The following is a 17,936-nucleotide window of genomic DNA, read 5'->3' on the forward strand; positions in this document are numbered from 1 at the left end:
GGGTGTTTCGTTGGCAGCAGGCTGTCTATCGTCCGGGGCAGGCTCGGTACTGCGCCACTTAGCTGTCCGGTTTCCGTGCGTCCGACAGCAACTGCGGCCCGGCAATGCGGGATGCTATTCGCCGGGCTCTGCGGTCACGCGGGCGATCAGGGCATCAACCTCGTCCTCTTCAGTAACCGGGTTCCGGGACGGCGCCGTCTGCGCCTTGCGCGGCGTCACATCGGGGTGGCGGGGCCGGATCGGGGCAGGGGTTTGCCGCAGGCGCTTTTCGGCCTGTTCCATCACCTTCATCGCGCGTCGGTCCATCACCCGGTGCCAGACCGGCGGGATGGTGGCGAGCGCGGCCATGATCGGGACGGAATAGGGCAGGGTGGGCACCCGGGCCGTCGTGTCGAGCTGGTCGTAGTGCCGGTCGGGATGCATGTGGTGTTCTGAATGGCTGGGCGCGTTCATCATCAGGTAGCTGGAGAATCCCTTGGGCGCGTTCCAGCTGTGATGGGCGGCGACCGGTTCGATGCGGCCGCCCGGAAGCTCCAGCCGTTGCAGCCCGTAATGCTGGATGTAGTCGCTGAGCAGAATTTGCAGATGCGTGAGGACGGCCAGCGCAAGGAAGGCCAGAAAGCCCAGTATGCCGGCAAGGTCGATGGCCAGAAACAGCATGACGATACCGCCGCCGACCCAGAGGTAATAGGGGTTGCGGACCGATCGTGCGGGTTTGCCCTTGCGGTCAAGGCGGTCGATCTCCTGTGCAAGCCCGGCTTCGAAACTGCCGGTCCAGGCGCGGGGAGCATATTCCCAGAACCCTTCGCCGGGCAGCGGTGTGTTGGGATCCTGATCGGTGCCCACATACCGGTGATGCACCAGCCGGTGGGCGGAGACGTGATGCCCGAACAGCACGGTCGTGTAGACCAGCGCCCCCAGACTGGCGAGCCAGCGCTTGCGCCGGTGGATCAGCTCATGTGCGTTGGGATGGCTGACCTGACCGAAAAACGAGGCCGTGGCGAGAAGAAGCGCGCATTTCTGTCCGAAATCCAGCGTCGATCCAGCCAGCGCGGTCAGAACCAGAGGGATCAGCGCCAGATGGCCGATGGCCAGAACCGCCGACAGCCGGTCGGACCACGGTTCGTGACCGTCGGGGTCGTAGGGGGGCGGGGCGAGCACCTGATCCAGAAAGGCCGCCAGCAGCGTGAGCCAGACAAGTGCCGCCAGCCCGAAGGGCGCGGCGAAAAAGCTGCCGAGGATCAGAAGCAGGAGCGGGGTCAGCGTGGCCACGGCATAGCGGGCGATCACAGGCATGGGCGTTCCTTGGGCTTGGCGCAGGGCGATTCCCCATGGCGGAGGTAGCATGCCTGCGTTTTGGGGCAAAACGATGTCGGTTTTGGTGGGCTTTGGCAAGTCAGGCCGGTTAGAACGGAGGCAGGCAAACGCGGAAGGGCCGGCACATGGCGCTGGATGAGAAGAAAACCCCCGGCAAGGGGGTCTGGAAATCGGGCCGCGGCAAGGGCCGGAAAACGCCCAAGGGCCGTCAGTACGAGGATGCGGCGCTGGCGGAGGTGCGGGCGCTTCTGGGCGAGCGGCCACGTCGGCGCGATCTGCTGATCGAGCATCTGCATCTGATTCAGGACGCGTACGGGCATCTGTCCGCGCGGCATCTGAGGGCGCTTGCCGAAGAGATGAGATTGCCGATGGCGGAGATCTGGGAGGTGGCCAGTTTCTACGCTCATTTCGATCTGGTGAAGGAAGAGGAGACCCCGCCGCCCGCCTTGACGATCCGGGTCTGCGACTCGCTCAGTTGCGAACTGGCGGGCGCCCAGGCGCTGAAGGCGGCGCTGGAAAGCGGGCTGGACGCCTCCCAGGTCCGCGTCGTCACCGCGCCCTGCATGGGGCGCTGCGACACGGCGCCGGTGCTTGAGCTGGGCCATAATCACATCGACCACGCCGATCCGGCCAAGGTAGAGGCGGCGATCGCGGCGGGCGACACCCATGCCCATCTGCCCGATTACGAGCGTCTCGACGGATATCTCGCCGCGGGCGGTTACCAGGTGCTGAAACGCCTGCGCGAAGCCGGGGACTGGGAAGCGGTGCAGGAGGATCTGCTGGCGTCCGGGTTGCGCGGCCTGGGTGGTGCAGGCTTCCCCTCGGGCCGGAAATGGGGATTTGTGCGCGCCAATGACGGGCCGCGCTATCTGGCCGTAAACGGAGACGAGGGCGAGCCCGGAACATTCAAGGATCGCTACTATCTTGAGCGGGTTCCTCATCTTTTTCTGGAAGGCATGCTGATCGCCGCCTGGGCCGTGGAGGCGAAGACCTGTTTTATCTACATGCGGGATGAATATCCGTCGGTGCTTGAAATATTACGGCGTGAAATCAAAGCACTGGAAGACGCGGCTCTTGTGGATAAGGGCTTCATAGATCTGCGGCGCGGCGCGGGTGCGTATATCTGCGGCGAGGAGAGCGCGATGATCGAATCGATCGAGGGCAAGCGCGGCCTGCCAAGGCATCGCCCGCCCTTCGTGGCGCAGGTGGGCGTCTTCGGGCGCCCGACACTGGTCCACAATGTCGAAACCCTGCACTGGGTCGCGCGGGTCTGCCGCGAGGGGCCGTCGGTTCTGAACGCGATCGAGAAGAATGGCCGGACAGGTCTCAGAAGCTATTCGGTCTCTGGCCGGGTCGCGATGCCGGGCGTCTATCTGCTGCCCGCCGGATCGACCATCCGGGACATCATCGAGGTCGCGGGCGGCATGGCCGAGGGGCATGTGTTCAAGGCCTATCAGCCCGGCGGGCCGTCGTCGGGGCTGCTGCCGGCATTCATCGACGATGTGCCGCTGGATTTCGACACATTGCAGCCCCTGGGCTCGTTCATCGGTTCGGCCGCCGTGGTGGTGTTGAGCGATCAGGACAGCGCGAAGGCGGCGGCGCTCAACATGCTGCGGTTTTTCGAGGCGGAAAGCTGCGGGCAATGCACGCCCTGCCGGGTCGGATGCGAGAAGGCGGTGAAGCTGATGCAGGCTGACAAATGGGACCGGCCGCTGCTGGAGGAGCTCTGCGTGGCGATGGCCGATGCCTCTATCTGCGGGCTGGGTCAGGCGGCGCCTAACCCGATCCGCCTGACCATGAAGCATTTCCCGGACGAGGTGTGAGGCGGTCGTGACGGTCGCGGCGGGTCTGTTCGGGGCGGCGCTGTCGCTGATCTATCTGTGGATGGCCGCGGGCCCGCCTGACCGGCTGCGAAGCGCGGCGAAAACCGGCAGCGTGCTGGCCCTGGCGCTGGCGGCGGCCCTGGGTGGCGCGCCGGGTGTCGCGGTTGCGGGCCTTGGCGCGGCGGCCATGGGCGATCTGGCCCTGTCGCGGCCGGGGGAGCGGGCCTTCGGGATCGGTGTATTCTGGTTCTCCCTTGCGCAGATTCTGTTCGTGGCGGGCTTCGGCGTGGACGTCTCCGTGGCGCTGGGCGTGGACACGGGGCGGCCCTGGCCGCTTCTGATCCTCCTGGCGCTGGGCGGGATCGTGGCTCTTGGTCTGGGCTCGGGCGGCATCCTGACACGCGGATTGGTGGGTCTCTACGCGCCGCTTCTCTTGGGTATGGGCTGGATGGCGCTGGCCTCCGGCGTGGTCTGGTGGATGCTCGGCGCGGCGCTGTTCATCCTTTCCGATGCGCTGATCGCACTATCGCTATTCGACCGGGTCCCGGCGCGTGTGAAGCGCGGGCTCGCCTATGCGGTCTGGGCCACATACTGGCCCGCCGTGGCCTGCCTGACCGCCGGGTTTCTGCAGGTCTGAGCGCGCGGGCCCGCGCCCGCGTGACATGCCGCCGCCGGGGAGTTGGGCTTTTCAGCGCCCGGCTTGCGTATTAGGTGAGGAAGACCAGGTGAGTTGGGGCAGGGCGCGATGTCGTTTTTCAAGAAACTTAAGGATCGGATGTTCAAATCCTCGTCGAAGATCGATGAAGGGTTGGATGCGATCATCGAGGACGGGGCCGCGGACGCGCCCGAGGAACCGGCCAATCCGGTCGAAGAGGTCTTGCCGCAACCGGCAATGAACGCGATTTCAGAGCCAGAGCCAGAGCCAGAGCCAGAGCCAGAGCCAGAGCCAGAGCCAGAGCCAGAGCCAGAGCCAGAGCCAGAGCCAGAGCCAGAGCCAGAGCCAGAGCCAGAGCCAGAGCCAGAGCCAGAGCCAGAGCCAGAGCCAGAGCCAGAGCCAGAGCCAGAGCCAGAGCCAGAGCCAGAGCCAGAGCCAGAGCCAGAGCCAGAGCCAGAGCCAGAGCCAGAGCCAGAGCCAGAGCCAGAGCCAGAGCCAGAGCCAGAGCCAGAGCCAGAGCCAGAGCCAGAGCCAGAGCCAGAGCCAGAGCCAGAGCCAGAGCCAGAGCCAGAGCCAGAGCCAGAGCCAGAGCCAGAGCCAGAGCCAGAGCCAGAGCCAGAGCCAGAGCCAGAGCCAGAGCCAGAGCCAGAGCCAGAGCCAGAGCCAGAGCCAGAGCCAGAGCCAGAGCCAGAGCCAGAGCCAGAGCCAGAGCCAGAGCCAGAGCCAGAGCCAGAGCCAGAGCCAGAGCCAGAGCCAGAGCCAGAGCCAGAGCCAGAGCCAGAGCCAGAGCCAGAGCCAGACGTAGAGCCGCTGCGCGTCGACCTGACGGCGGAACGGATTTCGGAGCCGGAGGCCAAACCCGGCCTTCTGGGCCGCATCATCGGGCGCAGCGCCGTGCCGCGCCGGGCGCTGGATGACGACATGCTGGAGCGGCTGGAGGAACTGCTGATCTCCGCCGATATGGGTGTGGACACGGCATTGCGGGTCACCGCCAACATGGCCGAAGGGCGCTATGGCAAGATGCTGAGCGCGGAGGAGATCAAGGGCCTTCTGGCAGCCGAGATCGCTCGCGTGATGGAACCTGTGGCCCGGCCGCTGCCGATCTACCCCAGGAAACCGCAGGTCGTGCTGGTCGTGGGCGTGAACGGCTCCGGCAAGACCACGACCATCGGCAAGCTCGCCAGCCAGTTCAAGGCGGCGGGCAAGCAGGTGGTGATCGCCGCGGGCGACACGTTCCGCGCCGCCGCGGTGGAGCAGTTGCAGGTCTGGGGGGAACGGGCGGGGGTGCCGGTTCTGACCGCGCCCGAAGGATCGGACCCCGCCGCGCTCGCCTTCGACGCGATGACGAAGGCGGAGGCCGAAGGCGCCGATCTGCTGATGATCGACACTGCCGGGCGGTTGCAGAACCGGGCTGACCTGATGGAGGAACTGGCCAAGATCGTCCGCGTGATCCGCAAGAAGGATCCCGACGCACCCCACAATACACTGCTGGTGCTGGATGCGACCACCGGGCAGAACGCCCTGTCTCAGGTGGAGACATTCCAGAAGATGGCCGATGTGACCGGCCTTGTGATGACCAAGCTGGACGGCACCGCCAAGGGCGGCGTGCTTGTGGCACTGGCCGACAAGTTCGGCCTGCCGATCCACGCCATCGGGGTCGGCGAGCAGATCGACGATCTGGCCCCGTTCGACCCGGAGGAGTTCGCCCGCGCGCTGACCGGGGCGGACGGTTGATTTCGCGGTCGGATCGGCCGGCAGGTGTGGCGGAGTTCCGCACCTTGCGGGAGATCACCGGTTTAGGGGCGTTTTCCGAGGAAGCATCGGCGATCGCATTGGCCAACACACTGCATGCTGTCTGGTTGCGTGACGAGACGGGCCAACTGGTTGCGATGGGGCGCCTGACCGGCGACGGCGGCTGTTTTGCACAGATCACCGATGTCGCCGTGCATCCAGACCGGCAACGGCAGGGTCTGGGCGGGGAGGTGATGGAGGGGCTGATGTCCTGGGCGGAGACCAACCTGCCCGAAGGCTGCTACCTCAGCCTCATCGCCGATCCGGGGGCCGAACATCTTTACCGCGGATTCGGTTTTGCCGAGCGCTTCGGCATGGCCCGGTCCGTTTAGTGAGACCCGGATGCCATTTCGGGGGGCGTGCCGGGTGTGAGGCTGCGAAGCCCCGGGCGGGGGTATCCGGGAAACGAAGATGCGAGGGGCCGCCTTGGGCGAGTTGATCGTCTCTCTCGAAGGCACGGCGGCGGGCGAGTGGCTGGCGCTTTGTCTGGCGCTTCTGGCGGCCTTGCTGCATGCGGTTTTCGGCGCGCTGCAAAAGGGGCGGCACGACCCGCTTCTGGCGCGCGGTGCGATCGATGCGTCCTACGGGCTCATGGCGGCACCCTTTGCGCTTTTCGTCGTCCCATGGCCGGAGCCGCATATGTGGCCGATCTTCGCGGGCGTCTTCGTGATCCACGCGCTTTACAAATGGGCGGCGCTCGCGAGCTATCGGCGAGGCGCCTACACGGTCGTTTATCCGGTGATGCGCGGGACCGGGCCTCTGTTCACGGTGATCGGCGCGTGGCTTCTCTTCGGGGAGACGTTCAGCGGCGTGCAATGGCTGGGCGTCGCGGTGCTGCTGGCCGGTATCTACGGCTTGGCCATCTACAACATGCGCACGATCACCGTAGACCGCGACAGGCTGGTCCCGGCGCTTTGGCTGGCGGTGCTGACCGGGCTTTTCGTCGCGCTCTACACCACCTATGACGCCTACGGCATCCGCGCCGCGGCTGACCCCTTCACCTTCCTTGCATGGTTCTTCTTCATCGACGGGATGCTTTACCCCTTCATCGCGGGGCGTGCCTATGCCCGCATGGCGGACCCGCCGACCTTGGGCCCGCTGGCCCTGCGCGGTGTGATTGGCGGGCTGGTGGCATTCGGCAGTTTCGGATCGATCATGCTGGCCACGCGGCTGGATCAGGTGGGGGAGGCCGCGGTGTTGCGCGAAACCTCCACCGTTTTCGCCGCCCTCATCGGCTGGCTGCTTCTGGGGGAGCGGGTCGGCCCCCGCAGGGCCGCACTCATGGGGTTGATTGCGGCGGGTGCGGTGATAGTTGAGGCGGGTGGATAAGGAGCGCCTGCATGGCCGAACGATCGATCAAACCCTGGCTGAAATCGGTGCTGGAACTGGGCCCGCCGCTTTTGTTCTTCATCGCCTATATGCGGTTTCAGGACACCACGCTGACCGTGGCCGGGCGGGATTATGACGGGTTCATCATCGTCACTGCCGCTTTTGTGCCGCTGCTTCTGGCCTCGATCGCGGCGCTTTGGGTGCTGACGCGGAAAATATCCCGTATTCAGGTGTTTACGGCCGTTCTTGTGGTGGTCTTCGGGGCGCTGACCGTGTGGTTCAACGATGAGCGGTTTTTCAAGATGAAGACCACGCTGGTCTACGGGTTTTTCGCCGTTCTGCTGGGGATCGGGCTGTTGCGCGGCCAATCCTGGCTGCAGTTCGTGATGGGCGACCTGTTGCCGATGCGGGAGGAGGGCTGGATGGTCCTGACCAAGCGTCTGGCGGGGGCATTCGCGCTGATGGCGGTGGCGAATGAACTGGTCTGGCGGACGCAATCGACCGAATTCTGGGTCACATTCGAGACCTTCGGCCTGCCGATCTTTCTGTTTGCGGTCTTCATGTCCCAGGCCAGGCTGATCGAACGGTTCAGCCTTTCCGAGGAGGAGGCCGACGAGAAGGACGCGCGCTAGCCTTGCCCTTGGCCGGCGCCTTTCGCAGGCCCGGGCGTTTGGGGCGCGGCTTGGGCTCCGCATGGCCTTCGGTCGCGGCTTCGAGCCCAAGCTGATCCCGCAGGACCCGGGGCTTGATCTCCTCCACCGCGCCCGGCTTCATCTGGTTCAGCCGGAACGGGCCATAGCTGACGCGGATCAGACGGTTCACCTCCAGGCCGATTTCGCCCATGGCCCGGCGGATCTCGCGATTCTTGCCCTCACGGATGCCGATGGTCAGCCAGGCATTGGCGCCTTGCTGCCGGTCAAGCGTGATCTCCATCGGCTGAAACCGTTCCGCGCCGATGCTCAGGCCCTGGCGAAGCGGCGCGAGATCATCCTCTTTCGGCGCGCCCTTCACCCGAACCCGATACTTGCGCAGCCAGCCGGTTGAGGGCAGTTCGAGCCGGCGTTTCAGCTCCCCGTCATTGGTCAGCAGCAAGAGGCCTTCGGAGTTTATATCCAGCCGGCCGACACTCATCACCCGGGGCATCTCGGGCGGGAGCGCGTCGAAAACGGTTCTGCGCCCCTTTTCGTCCGCATTTGTCGTCACCAGCCCCAGAGGCTTGTGATAGAGCCAGAGGCGCGGGCGCTCCGCCGCCGCGATCGGCTGGCCATCGACGGTGATCCTGTGGCTTGCGGTGACGTTGAGCGCGGGGCTCGCAATGGTCTCGCCGTTCACCGCGACACGGCCGGCGGCGATCATGCGTTCGGCCTCCCGGCGGGACGCGACGCCGGCGCGGGCCATAACCTTGGCGATGCGGTCGCCTTTGGGGGTGTCTTCGGTCATGGGGCCGGGTTAGCGGTTTGACAGCCGGTTGGAAAGCGGCAAGACCGTTGGACATGACCGGGTTTCGCACATTCATGGATCACGCACTGGCAGAGGCGCGCGCCGCGGGCGACCGTGGCGAGGTGCCGGTGGGTGCGGTGGTGGTGCGGGGGGAGGAGATACTGGCACGGGCGGGAAACCGGATGCGCGAGCTTTCCGACCCCACCGCACACGCGGAGATGCTGGCGATCCGGGCGGCCTGCGCGGCAATCGGGTCGGAGCGTCTGTCAGGCTGCGATCTCTATGTCACGCTGGAACCCTGCCCGGCCTGCGCGGGCGCCATCGCCGCGGCGCGGGTTTCCCGGCTCTACTATGGCGCGGCGGACCCGAAATCGGGCGGTGTGGCACAGGGCCCGCGCATTTTCGACCATCCGCAGGCTCATTGGACGCCGGAGGTCTATGGCGGGATTGGCGAAGACGCCTCCGCCGCGTTGTTGCGCGCCTTTTTCGCCGCGCGCCGCGGGTTTCCCGGCTAACCGGTTTGTGCTGCGGCCACCTGGCATGACCGTCGGGAGAAGGGGGGAGAAGCTCCGGGCGATGCCTTCCTGCGGCCGCCCCCATGCCCGCAAATCGCGCGGCACGGCCCTCCCCAATGCCCCGCGGCACGTCGGTTCTTGAGAGATGACCGCGCGGAGGGTCTGTAAGCCGGATTTTGTCCAAGGCGGGTGGTCCCGCCCATGGATGACCATTCCTCTATGCCAGCGGTCGCCCGCTGGCTTTAGCTGCCAACCCGGATCTCTCGGGCTGAAGCGGCCCTGGGGCTATCCGCCCCGCGAGATCCCTATTTGGCATTGCTCCCGGTGGGGCTTGCCGTGCCGGTCCGGTTGCCCGTCCCGCGGTGGGCTCTTACCCCACCGTTTCACCCTTACCGGTCGAAGGACCGGCGGTTTGTTTTCTGTGGCGCTTTCCGTCGGATTGCTCCGCCCGGGCGTTACCCGGCACCGTTGCTTCAGGGAGTCCGGACTTTCCTCGGAGCCTCGGGCCCCGCGGCCATCCGACCCTCCGCGCGAAGGTTGATCTAGGCCCTTGCGGCGCTCCGGTCAACGCCGTAGCGCGCCGCAAGCTCGGCCATCATCCCCATATCGGTGGCATCCAGCGGGCCCTGCCCCCAGGGGCGGAAGCGCAGGCGAAAGGCCCCCAGAAGCTGATCGGATGTGCAATCGGGATAGCCGAACAGGCCGGCATCCGCCGCAAACCGGGCCGGGTCGGGGGCGGTGCGCCCGGGTTGTCCGGGCCAGACCGACAGACCGCCAAGCGCAAGCCGCCGCCAGTCGAACCGCGGCCCGGGGTCGATCTTGCGGCCGGGCGTCATGTCGGAATGGGCGATAACCCCTTGGGGCGGGATGCGGTGACGGGGGAGGATACCGCGCAGCAGCCTTTCCAACGCGTCCATCTGCGGGGCCGGAAACGGGCTGGCGCCGTCATTGGCGAGTTCGATCCCGATGGAACGCGAATTGACATCGCCCGCGCCGGCCCAGGCGCCCGCGCCTGCATGCCAGGCGCGCCTGTCTTCGTCCACCAGATGCAGGACCTTCCCGGTTTCCGAGATCAGATAATGGGCCGACACCTCCCGCGCCGGGTCGCAAAGCGCGCGCAGCGCCGCCTCGCAGCTTTGCATCGCCGTGTAATGGAGCACCACAAGCTCAGGGGTCAGCCCGTCCCGACGCTCCCCGAAATTGGGTGAGCGCATCAGTTGCCGCGCGCGGCCCGGGCGGCGTTGCGATAGACCGCGGGGTTCCAGCCGCAGGCGTAGCCGTCGCCGTCGGGATCCAGCGCCTGCCGGTCGCGTTCCGGGCCGCCCATGGACAAAAACGCCTCCTGCGCAAGATCGTCGGAGCGATAGGCAAGGCAGTTGGCCTCGTGCCGGCCCCGCCCGAACGGCGAGCGGGTATAGCGCTGTTCCCCGATTGGGTGAGATGTGGACAGCGCGTATTCGATGACATTAGGGCCGGTCGTGCCCGGCCGTTCGGGCACGGCGGTGGGCTGGACGATCACCAGTTGCTCCTGCATCCGTGCGCGGCGTTCGGCATCGCTTTCGATGCTCTCGCGGGCGCTGACGGCCTGAAAATCCTGCTCGTCTGAGATGGTCGGGTTGTTCGTGTCGACCCGCGTGGCGGCGCTCGCGGGTGCGGCCGGGGCGGTGCCCTCGGCTTCGGCGATGGCGGCGGCGGCGCGTGCGGTCACGCTGTCGGTGGACGCAGCCGCGGTGGGGGTCGCGGTGGAGGTCGCGATCGGCGGAAGCACGGTTTGCGGTGCGCGGCCCTGCAACTGGGCCTGACGTGCCGCGCGTTCGGCTGCATAGCGGTCGTAATCGCCAAATCCGACACCCGGGGACACGTCGTTCGGCGGGGTGCTGGTACAGGCAGTGGCGACCAGCAGGCAAGCCATGGCCAGGTTCAGTTTACCCATTGCTCAACCTCGTTTTTGCTCTTGAAAGCGGTGTTTACCACCATTTCGGCGGTTTCGCCACAAAACCAGCCGCCTGTTCCAGAGCATAGGCGGTGTTGAGCAGATCGCCCTCTTCCCAGGGTCGTCCGATCAGTTGCAGCCCAAGCGGCAGACCCTGACGGTCCAGCCCGGTGGGCACCGCGATGCCGGGCAACCCGGCGAGGTTCACGGTGACGGTGAAGACGTCGTTGAGATACATCTCCACCGGATCCGAAATCTCCCTGCCCAGTTCAAAGGCCGCCGATGGGGTGGCGGGCGTCAGGATCGCGTCGATCCCGGCGTCGAAGACCTCCTCGAAATCGCGCTTGATCAAGGCGCGGACCTTGCGGGCGCGGTTGTAATAGGCATCGTAAAATCCCGCCGACAGGACATAGGTGCCGACCATCACCCGGCGCCTCACCTCGGGGCCGAACCCCTCCGCGCGGGTCTTCTCGTACATCTCGGTCACGCCGTCCCCCTGGGACAACGGGGCCCTGTAGCCATACCGCACCCCATCGTACCGCGCGAGGTTCGACGAGGCTTCGGCCGGGGCGATCACGTAATAGGCGGGGAGGGCGTATTTGGTGTGCGGCAGCGAGATATCGCGCAGCTTGGCGCCGGCATCCCTCAGCATCTCTGCCCCTTCGGACCAGAGCGTTTCGATCTCCTGCGGCATCCCGTCCATGCGGTACTCCCTTGGAATGCCGATGACCTTGCCCCTGATGTCGCCTGTCAGCATCGCCTCGAAATCGGGCACGGGCAGATCGGCGGAGGTGGAATCCTTCGGGTCATGGCCCATCATCACGGCCCCCATGATCGCCGCGTCGCGCACGGTCTTGGTCATGGGGCCCGCCTGATCGAGCGAGGAGGCGAAGGCAATGATGCCCCACCGCGAACACCGCCCATAGGTCGGTTTCAGCCCGACGATCCCGGTCAGCGCGGCAGGCTGGCGGATCGAGCCGCCCGTATCGGTGCCGGTGGCCGCAAGGCAAAGATCGGCGGCAACGGCGGCGGCGGAGCCGCCCGAGGAGCCCCCGGGCGTCAGCGCCGCCTCGGAATTGCCCGCGCGCCACGGGTTGACCGCATTGCCATAGACCGAGGTTTCGTTGCTGCTTCCCATGGCGAATTCATCCATGTTCAGCTTGCCCAGCATCACCGCGCCTGCGTCTTTCAACTGGCCCGAAACGGTGGATTCGTAAGGTGGCAGGAACCCTTCGAGGATTTTCGAGCCTGCTTGGCTGGCGACGCCTTCGGTGCAGAACAGATCCTTGATCCCCACAGGGATGCCGCACATCGAGGGTGCCTCTCCTGCGGCCAGTCGGGCATCGGCGGCGCGGGCCCTCTCCAGCGCGATCTCGGGCGTCTTGTGAACAACGGCACCCAGCACCCCGGCGGCCTCGATCGCGGCAAGGCAGGCCTCGGTCAGTTCGACGCTGGTGGTTTCACCCTTGCGCAGGGCATCGCGGGCTTCGGCGATGGTCAGTCGGGTCAGATCGGACATCACTCCACCACCTTCGGCACGGCAAAGAATCCTTCACGGGCATCGGGCGCATTGGCCAGCACCTTGTCCTGCTGATTGCCATCGGTCACCACGTCCTCGCGCCGCTTCAGCCGCATGGGCGTGACGCTCGTCATCGGCTCCACATCGTCGACATCAAGTTCGTTCAGTTGCTCGATGAAGCCGAGGATCGCGTTGAACTCCCCGGCCAGGGCGTCCAGCTCGCTGTCTTCAACCTTGATGCGCGCCAGTTTCGCAACTTTGGCGGCGGTGTCTTTGTCGATGGACATGGGTGCTCCATACCTTTCAGTCGCAGCGGGTTTAGCTCCCGCCCGCGCGCGCCGCAAGCATGTGACGGCGGTAAATCTCGATCATCCAGCCCAACATGATCGCGTTGAGGATATGCCACAGGAAATGCGTGCCCAGAGGCAGGGCGGCGCAGAGTGGCATGTCGAGGCTGCGCGCGGTCAGCGACAGCGCCAGGAGCCCCGCCCCGATCACCATGCCGCGGGCAAGGGCACCCGCCCGGCGGCGCAGGAGCCCGGCGTAGACCACAAGCGCCAGCGGCACGGTCCAGTAGGCAGCGGAGATGTCGAAGAACGGCAGAGCCGAGAAAATCGGCGTTGTCAGCGCTGCGTAGGGCAGGAACGCAAGCGTGCCGAGAAGCGCGAGCCACAACGGCCAGCGCCAGACATGGCGGTTGAGCGCGAAGAGATAGAGCAGGATGAACCCCGCAATCGGCATCACATCGGCCATCGCCGCCCAGGCCGTGGCATAGGTGTGAAACAGGAACGAGCCAAACCCGATGGCAAAGAGGATCCCGGTCAGTACCAAAGCGATCGGCAGGCCGTGGCCCCAGAGGCGCGCGGCCATGACAAGGGCTGCCAGAATGAAGGCCAGATTGGTCAGCGCATTGACCGGTTCGGCCCAGAAATGCGGGCTGAGCCGTTCGCAATAGGCGTCGATCTGGGCCGTCAGTTCCATGGGCCTGTCCCGTTTTTCCTTGGATGGCGGATTTCCCCCGCCCGCGCAACTCGGAGATGGCCCATGTTGCAAACGCCCGCCGATCTTTCGGCCATCCTCGCTCTTGCCTTGTCTGGTGTGTTTCTCGTGTCGGTGCTTGTGACGCCGATCCTGCGACATATCCCGCTCCCATTCGCGGTTCTGCCGCTCATCGTGGTGCCCCGCCCGCCGGTGGCCTTGCGGCCCTCACGCCGGAACCCTGCAGCGCCGGCGGCGTCCCCGCAGGCTGATTGGCAAGCCCGGGTCCGGACGCTATCCTGCGCCGGACCGGCAGAGGGAGCGCGAGATGAAATACACATGGCTTGGGCATTCGGCAGTCCGCCTTGAGATCGCCGATCAGGTTCTGCTGATCGACCCGTGGGAGGACGGCAACCCGCTGTTTCCCGCTGAGCGACGGGACGAGGCGAATGCGGGCGTGACCGCCATTCTGATCACCCATGGGCATTTCGACCATACCGGCGGCGTGACCGCCCTTGCACGGGAGCTGGATGTTCCTGTCTATGGCATCTATGATCTGATGGCGTGGTGGGGCGAGGCCGAGGGGATCGAGACGGTGGGCTTCAACAAGGGCGGCACCGTTCAGATCGGCGAGGTGGCTGTCACCATGGTCAACGCGGCCCATTCCTCCTCCATGGGCGGGGAGGCCGGGCCGGTCTATGCCGGTGGCGAGGCGGGCTACATGATTGCGGGCGAGGGGCGCACGGTCTATGTCTCGGGCGATACCGATGTGATGGCGGACATGAAGGTCTTGCAGGATCTTCATGCGCCGGAGATCGGCATTCTCTGCGCCGGCGGCCATTTCACGATGGATATGAAGCGCGCGGCCTATGCGGCCTCTCAACTGTTCAATTTCAAGACGGTTATTCCCTATCATTACAAGACGTTCCCCATGCTGGCGCAGGATGCCGAAGAGCTGAAATCCGCGCTGCCGGGCGTCCGCGTTCTTGACCCGGACGTGATGGAGACGATTGCGCTCTAGCCCCTTGGCTTCAGGGTTGGGCAGGGTGGCGGGCCGGCGCTGGCGCCGGGGCTTGTCACGCCACGGTCATGGGGCTCGGGCATAGCTCCCCCAATCGGGCCTGCGCTCCTTCCGTTCTGCGCGGCGGGTCGGGCCGAAGCGGAAGGAAATGCGGCGTGAGCCTTGCCGACGAGACCATGGACCGGAACCGCCCCGACCTGTCCGATCTGACCCGGGTCTTCGGGCGGATCGGTCTTCTGTCCTTCGGCGGCCCGGCGGCGCAGATCGCGCTGATGCACAAGGAACTGGTGGAGGATCGCCCCTGGCTCAGCGAGAGACAGTTCCTGAACGCGCTCAGCTTCTGCATGCTGCTGCCCGGCCCCGAAGCGATGCAGCTCGCCACCTATGCGGGCTGGCGGATTGCCGGTGTCCCCGGCGGGCTGATCGCGGGGCTTTTGTTCGTGCTGCCCGGCGCCGCCGTGATCCTTGTGCTGGCGATGCTCTACGCGGCCTTCGGTCAGGTGCCGCTGGTCGAGGCGATGTTTCTGGGCATCAAGGCCACGGTGATCATCATCGTGATCCAGGCGCTGCTGAAGGTCAGCCGAAAGGCGCTGACGTCGGGGTTGGCCTACGGGCTCGCCGCCTCAGCCTTCGTCGGGATCTTCTTCCTGCAGATCCCGTTTCCGTTCATCATTCTGGCCGCGGCCCTGATCGGAACGGTTTTCATGGCCGGCGATGTGCCGCGAACAGCCGCGCCGCCGCCGGTGAAGACGGGCCGGACCGTCCGGACGGTCGCTATCTGGCTGGTGATCTGGCTGGCCCCGCTGGCGGCCCTGTGGCTGGCCGCCCCCGACAGTGTGCTGACGCAACTGGGCCTTTTCTTCTCCAAGCTGGCGGTTGTCACCTTCGGCGGCGCCTATGCGGTGCTGGCCTATATGGTGCAGGAGGTGGTGGGCGATTTCGGCTGGCTGACGACGGGGCAGATGATGGATGCGCTGGGTCTTGCCGAAACGACGCCCGGTCCCCTGATTCTGGTCACCGAGTTCGTGGGGTTTCTGGCAGGTTCGCAGGCGGGGGGCACCGGTTACGGCATCGCGGCGGCCGCCGTGACGCTATGGATGACCTTTGCACCCTGTTTCCTATGGATCTTCGCAGGCGCCCCCTACATCGAATGGATCAGCCATCAGCCGCGGCTGACGGGCGCGTTGAACGCGATCACCGCCGCCGTCGTGGGGGTGATCCTGAACCTGTCGATCTGGTTCGCGCTGAATGTGTTTTTCTCCGAGGTCACCCGCGAAAGCCTGGGCCCGCTTCAGATCTGGATGCCGGACCCCGGCAGCGTATCGGCATCGGCGCTTGGCCTTGCGGGGCTCGCGGCTGTGCTGCTTTTGTGGCTGAAGCTCGATCTGCTGAAGGTGATTTTCCTGATGCTGATCCCGGGTCTTGCGCTCCATCTGCTGACATCGGGGTTTTGAGGTTGACACGGGAGCCACCACGGATAAAAAGCCCGCTCAGCTTAGAGATTCACCGAGGCCCCGCGCCCCGGCCCGACCGTTCAAGGAGCCTGTGACATGGCGAAGCCCACCACCATCAAGATCCGCCTGAATTCCAGCGCAGGCACCGGCCACTTCTATGTGACCAAGAAAAACGCCCGCACGATGACCGAAAAGATGGTCGTACGTAAGTACGATCCCGTTGCGCGCAAGCATGTGGAATACAAGGAAGGCAAGATCAAATAAGCTTTCCGCCATTCGACTGACCGGGGCCGCGCAGCATCAGCTACGCGGCCTTTTTTTGTTGCCTGAGAAGGACTTTGCACCATGACGGATCAGATCATCCTGCGCCCGACGACCGGGGCCGACATGGTCGGCATCGATGCGCTGCTGGCGGCCAGCTATCCGGTTCTCTTGAAACCGGATTACCCGCCCTCGGTGCTGGTCACGGCCTTGCCCCTGATCTCCCGGGCGAACCCCGGATTGCTGCGATCCGGTACGTTCTATGTGGTCGAGGACAGCGGTGGCCGTGCGCTGGCCGCCGGCGGCTGGACCCATACCGGCCCGCAAGGGGGCATCGGCCCGCGCGACCTGGGGCATATCCGGCATGTGGTCACCCACCCGTGTGCCACGCGGCGCGGGTTGGCAAGGGCGCTTCTGACCCACGCATTCGACTGCGCACGGGCCGCTGGCATCACCCGGCTGAGTTGCCAGAGCACGCGGACGGCTGTGCCGTTCTATGCCGCCATGGGGTTCGAGGTGCAGGGGGATATCGAGATTGCCTTGCGCCCGGGCATCACCTTTCCGGCGGTGCAGATGATGCGAAATCTCTGACAGACAGGCGGCGCGCGACAGCTGCCGGGGATGCGGGCCTGGGCCTTGCCCGGAAGACGCAGGCCGGCCGCCATATGCGCGAAATAGAAAGGGCCGGTCACATGGACCGGCCCTTTTCCGAAACTCTGCCTTACGTCGGCGCTATTCCTGCTGTCCCATGAACATCAGCAGGAACTGGAACATGTTCAGGAAGGCGATGTAGAGGCCAAGCGCGCCGTCGATCGCCGCCTTTTCCAGCCATTCCTGATCGCCATGGGCCGCATGGGCCACATATTCCGACTTGATCGCCTGGGTGTAGAAGGCGGTCAGACCCGCGAAGACCAGAATACCGATCGCCGAGATCGCGAACATCATCGCAGGCGATTGCAGGAAGATGTTGATGATCATCGCCACGATCAGACCGATCACGCCCATCATAAGGAACGTGCCCATGCCGCTGAGGTCGCGCTTGGTGGTGTAGCCGTAAAGGCTGAGACCCGCGAAGGCGATGGCGGTCACGAGGAACGTCTGCACGATCGAATAGCTGGTGAAGACCAGGAAGATCGAGGACATCGACACGCCCATGACGGCGGCGAAGACGAAGAAGCCGAGGCTGACGGCAGCGGCGGAACCGCGGCGCATCAGGGTGCCCCATCCGAAGAGGATGAAGGCCAGCGGCGCGAACATCACCACCCAGCGCAGCGGCGTGGTGTAAAGCACTTCTCCCAAGCCGGTCAGATACTGACCTTCCCGCAGCGCCACGGTCGCGCCGGTCGGGTCGCTGGTGACGGCCAGAACCGAAATGGCCCATGCCGCGGCCGCGGTAATCAGCATGCCCAGGGACATGGTGCCGTAGACTTTGTTCATGTGGGCGCGGAGGCCCTGATCGATCTCGGCTCGGCCAATGGCTGCGCCCTGAGTCCGGATCGTGTCAAATTCTGCCATTTATACCTCCAAGATACGTTGAAGAGGACGTTCTAACGCAAAACGCCCGTCCTTGCCTTTGAATATGGCGAGAACGGGCAGCTTTTCAAGCGATTGCCAGCCGCGAGGCGACAGTAATCCAATAGTTTTTTCCTATCAGAGGCGCCATGTTTGCGGCACATCCCAGATCGGGCGGGCAGTCTCGATGCTGATGTCCTGTTCGCTCAACCCCAGATCCTTGCGCGCATGCGCGTCCAGGGCGGTCAGGGCGCGGCGTTCGCGCCAGACGGAAAAGGCCTTGGAGACAAGGCGAAACAGGCCCGCCCGGCGGGGGGTGGCAACGTGGTGTTGTGCAACGGTATGGGCCATGGCGAGTCCTTTCGTTTTCGTGATCTAATAGCGGCTT

20 protein-coding genes and 1 other RNA gene are annotated in these 17,936 nt (G+C 65.5%); 11 read left to right on the forward strand and 10 right to left on the reverse strand.

Annotation, left to right across the window (positions count from 1 at the left end):
- Nucleotides 1-114 precede the first annotated feature (114 nt).
- Complete coding sequence (locus D9R08_RS04885; RefSeq protein ID WP_121896924.1) at nt 115-1,296, reverse strand: alkane 1-monooxygenase; 1,182 nt, start codon at nt 1,294-1,296, stop codon at nt 115-117.
- A 146-nt stretch (nt 1,297-1,442) separates the two neighbouring features.
- Between D9R08_RS04885 and D9R08_RS04890 the strand changes: the two genes are divergently transcribed.
- The 6 genes from D9R08_RS04890 to D9R08_RS04915 all read left to right on the forward strand — a co-directional run bounded on the left by D9R08_RS04890 (nt 1,443) and on the right by D9R08_RS04915 (nt 7,547).
- Complete coding sequence (locus tag D9R08_RS04890) at nt 1,443-3,140, forward strand: NAD(P)H-dependent oxidoreductase subunit E (RefSeq protein ID WP_121896925.1); 1,698 nt, start codon at nt 1,443-1,445, stop codon at nt 3,138-3,140.
- A gap of 7 nt (nt 3,141-3,147) precedes the next feature.
- Nucleotides 3,148-3,777, forward strand: a complete 630-nt coding sequence (locus tag D9R08_RS04895) for a lysoplasmalogenase family protein (protein ID WP_121896926.1) — start codon at nt 3,148-3,150, stop codon at nt 3,775-3,777.
- A 255-nt stretch (nt 3,778-4,032) separates the two neighbouring features.
- Nucleotides 4,033-5,529 (forward strand): signal recognition particle-docking protein FtsY, encoded by a 1,497-nt coding sequence (gene ftsY / locus D9R08_RS04900; RefSeq protein WP_121897258.1) that lies wholly within the window; start codon nt 4,033-4,035, stop codon nt 5,527-5,529.
- Nucleotides 5,530-5,555: 26 nt separating this feature from the next.
- Nucleotides 5,556-5,918: a GNAT family N-acetyltransferase gene (locus tag D9R08_RS04905; RefSeq protein ID WP_233557269.1), complete on the forward strand. Its 363-nt coding sequence runs from the start codon at nt 5,556-5,558 to the stop codon at nt 5,916-5,918.
- A 79-nt stretch (nt 5,919-5,997) separates the two neighbouring features.
- The gene (locus tag D9R08_RS04910) at nt 5,998-6,915 is read left to right on the forward strand and encodes an EamA family transporter (protein WP_121896928.1); all 918 of its coding nucleotides are present in this window, start codon (nt 5,998-6,000) and stop codon (nt 6,913-6,915) included.
- 11 nt (nt 6,916-6,926) lie between these two features.
- Nucleotides 6,927-7,547, forward strand: a complete 621-nt coding sequence (locus D9R08_RS04915; RefSeq protein WP_121896929.1) for an inner membrane-spanning protein YciB — start codon at nt 6,927-6,929, stop codon at nt 7,545-7,547.
- Here the strand turns inward: D9R08_RS04915 and D9R08_RS04920 are convergent.
- On the reverse strand, nt 7,504-8,355 hold the full coding sequence (locus tag D9R08_RS04920; RefSeq protein ID WP_121896930.1) for a pseudouridine synthase: 852 nt from the start codon (nt 8,353-8,355) through the stop codon (nt 7,504-7,506). The genes D9R08_RS04915 and D9R08_RS04920 overlap by 44 nt on opposite strands.
- Nucleotides 8,356-8,408: 53 nt before the next feature.
- On the opposite strand from D9R08_RS04920, the gene D9R08_RS04925 reads away from it, so the two are divergent.
- Nucleotides 8,409-8,870, forward strand: a complete 462-nt coding sequence (locus tag D9R08_RS04925) for a nucleoside deaminase (protein WP_233557272.1) — start codon at nt 8,409-8,411, stop codon at nt 8,868-8,870.
- A gap of 149 nt (nt 8,871-9,019) precedes the next feature.
- On the opposite strand, the gene rnpB is transcribed toward D9R08_RS04925, so the two are convergent.
- The 6 genes from rnpB to D9R08_RS04955 all read right to left on the reverse strand — a co-directional run bounded on the left by rnpB (nt 9,020) and on the right by D9R08_RS04955 (nt 13,303).
- Nucleotides 9,020-9,400: RNase P RNA component class A (gene rnpB, locus D9R08_RS04930), an RNA gene on the reverse strand.
- Between the two features lie 12 nt (nt 9,401-9,412).
- Complete coding sequence (locus tag D9R08_RS04935; RefSeq protein WP_121896931.1) at nt 9,413-10,087, reverse strand: N-acetylmuramoyl-L-alanine amidase; 675 nt, start codon at nt 10,085-10,087, stop codon at nt 9,413-9,415.
- Complete coding sequence (locus tag D9R08_RS04940) at nt 10,084-10,803, reverse strand: hypothetical protein (protein ID WP_121896932.1); 720 nt, start codon at nt 10,801-10,803, stop codon at nt 10,084-10,086. The genes D9R08_RS04935 and D9R08_RS04940 overlap by 4 nt, the downstream gene beginning before the upstream one ends.
- A gap of 34 nt (nt 10,804-10,837) precedes the next feature.
- Complete coding sequence (gatA, locus tag D9R08_RS04945) at nt 10,838-12,322, reverse strand: Asp-tRNA(Asn)/Glu-tRNA(Gln) amidotransferase subunit GatA (RefSeq protein ID WP_121896933.1); 1,485 nt, start codon at nt 12,320-12,322, stop codon at nt 10,838-10,840.
- On the reverse strand, nt 12,322-12,609 hold the full coding sequence (gatC, locus tag D9R08_RS04950) for an Asp-tRNA(Asn)/Glu-tRNA(Gln) amidotransferase subunit GatC (RefSeq protein WP_121896934.1): 288 nt from the start codon (nt 12,607-12,609) through the stop codon (nt 12,322-12,324). The genes gatA and gatC overlap by 1 nt, the downstream gene beginning before the upstream one ends.
- Nucleotides 12,610-12,640: 31 nt before the next feature.
- Nucleotides 12,641-13,303: a ceramidase domain-containing protein gene (locus D9R08_RS04955; RefSeq protein ID WP_121896935.1), complete on the reverse strand. Its 663-nt coding sequence runs from the start codon at nt 13,301-13,303 to the stop codon at nt 12,641-12,643.
- 325 nt (nt 13,304-13,628) lie between these two features.
- Here D9R08_RS04955 and D9R08_RS04960 point away from each other — a divergent pair, with 325 nt between their 5' ends.
- The 4 genes from D9R08_RS04960 to D9R08_RS04975 all read left to right on the forward strand — a co-directional run bounded on the left by D9R08_RS04960 (nt 13,629) and on the right by D9R08_RS04975 (nt 16,627).
- Nucleotides 13,629-14,321 (forward strand): metal-dependent hydrolase, encoded by a 693-nt coding sequence (locus tag D9R08_RS04960; protein ID WP_121896936.1) that lies wholly within the window; start codon nt 13,629-13,631, stop codon nt 14,319-14,321.
- Nucleotides 14,322-14,497: 176 nt separating this feature from the next.
- Nucleotides 14,498-15,775 (forward strand): chromate efflux transporter, encoded by a 1,278-nt coding sequence (chrA, locus tag D9R08_RS04965; RefSeq protein ID WP_121897260.1) that lies wholly within the window; start codon nt 14,498-14,500, stop codon nt 15,773-15,775.
- A 96-nt stretch (nt 15,776-15,871) separates the two neighbouring features.
- Nucleotides 15,872-16,039 (forward strand): 50S ribosomal protein L33, encoded by a 168-nt coding sequence (gene rpmG, locus D9R08_RS04970; RefSeq protein ID WP_011454349.1) that lies wholly within the window; start codon nt 15,872-15,874, stop codon nt 16,037-16,039.
- An 81-nt stretch (nt 16,040-16,120) separates the two neighbouring features.
- On the forward strand, nt 16,121-16,627 hold the full coding sequence (locus D9R08_RS04975; protein WP_121896937.1) for a GNAT family N-acetyltransferase: 507 nt from the start codon (nt 16,121-16,123) through the stop codon (nt 16,625-16,627).
- Between the two features lie 141 nt (nt 16,628-16,768).
- On the opposite strand, the gene D9R08_RS04980 is transcribed toward D9R08_RS04975, so the two are convergent.
- Together D9R08_RS04980 and D9R08_RS04985 are read right to left on the reverse strand one after the other, a co-directional pair.
- Nucleotides 16,769-17,551, reverse strand: a complete 783-nt coding sequence (locus tag D9R08_RS04980; protein ID WP_121896938.1) for a Bax inhibitor-1/YccA family protein — start codon at nt 17,549-17,551, stop codon at nt 16,769-16,771.
- 135 nt (nt 17,552-17,686) lie between these two features.
- Complete coding sequence (locus D9R08_RS04985; RefSeq protein ID WP_121896939.1) at nt 17,687-17,899, reverse strand: DUF1127 domain-containing protein; 213 nt, start codon at nt 17,897-17,899, stop codon at nt 17,687-17,689.
- Nucleotides 17,900-17,936: the final 37 nt, after the last annotated feature.

The sequence above is a fragment of the Rhodophyticola porphyridii genome, from assembly GCF_003688285.1.
GTDB classification, from domain to species: Bacteria; Pseudomonadota; Alphaproteobacteria; order Rhodobacterales; family Rhodobacteraceae; genus Rhodophyticola; species Rhodophyticola porphyridii.

Excerpts from the sequence above, each read along its gene's own strand:
- D9R08_RS04885 (WP_121896924.1), bottom strand. The coding sequence starts at position 1,296 with ATGCCTGTGATCGCCCGCTATGCCGTGGCCACGCTGACCCCGCTCCTG.
- D9R08_RS04890 (WP_121896925.1), top strand. The coding sequence starts at position 1,443 with ATGGCGCTGGATGAGAAGAAAACCCCCGGCAAGGGGGTCTGGAAATCG.
- ftsY (WP_121897258.1), top strand. The coding sequence starts at position 4,033 with ATGAACGCGATTTCAGAGCCAGAGCCAGAGCCAGAGCCAGAGCCAGAG.
- D9R08_RS04910 (WP_121896928.1), top strand. The coding sequence starts at position 5,998 with ATGCGAGGGGCCGCCTTGGGCGAGTTGATCGTCTCTCTCGAAGGCACG.
- D9R08_RS04915 (WP_121896929.1), top strand. The coding sequence starts at position 6,927 with ATGGCCGAACGATCGATCAAACCCTGGCTGAAATCGGTGCTGGAACTG.
- D9R08_RS04920 (WP_121896930.1), bottom strand. The coding sequence starts at position 8,355 with ATGACCGAAGACACCCCCAAAGGCGACCGCATCGCCAAGGTTATGGCC.
- D9R08_RS04925 (WP_233557272.1), top strand. The coding sequence starts at position 8,409 with ATGACCGGGTTTCGCACATTCATGGATCACGCACTGGCAGAGGCGCGC.
- D9R08_RS04940 (WP_121896932.1), bottom strand. The coding sequence starts at position 10,803 with ATGGGTAAACTGAACCTGGCCATGGCTTGCCTGCTGGTCGCCACTGCC.
- gatA (WP_121896933.1), bottom strand. The coding sequence starts at position 12,322 with ATGTCCGATCTGACCCGACTGACCATCGCCGAAGCCCGCGATGCCCTG.
- gatC (WP_121896934.1), bottom strand. The coding sequence starts at position 12,609 with ATGTCCATCGACAAAGACACCGCCGCCAAAGTTGCGAAACTGGCGCGC.
- D9R08_RS04955 (WP_121896935.1), bottom strand. The coding sequence starts at position 13,303 with ATGGAACTGACGGCCCAGATCGACGCCTATTGCGAACGGCTCAGCCCG.
- D9R08_RS04960 (WP_121896936.1), top strand. The coding sequence starts at position 13,629 with ATGAAATACACATGGCTTGGGCATTCGGCAGTCCGCCTTGAGATCGCC.
- chrA (WP_121897260.1), top strand. The coding sequence starts at position 14,498 with ATGGACCGGAACCGCCCCGACCTGTCCGATCTGACCCGGGTCTTCGGG.
- rpmG (WP_011454349.1), top strand. The coding sequence starts at position 15,872 with ATGGCGAAGCCCACCACCATCAAGATCCGCCTGAATTCCAGCGCAGGC.
- D9R08_RS04975 (WP_121896937.1), top strand. The coding sequence starts at position 16,121 with ATGACGGATCAGATCATCCTGCGCCCGACGACCGGGGCCGACATGGTC.
- D9R08_RS04980 (WP_121896938.1), bottom strand. The coding sequence starts at position 17,551 with ATGGCAGAATTTGACACGATCCGGACTCAGGGCGCAGCCATTGGCCGA.
- D9R08_RS04985 (WP_121896939.1), bottom strand. The coding sequence starts at position 17,899 with ATGGCCCATACCGTTGCACAACACCACGTTGCCACCCCCCGCCGGGCG.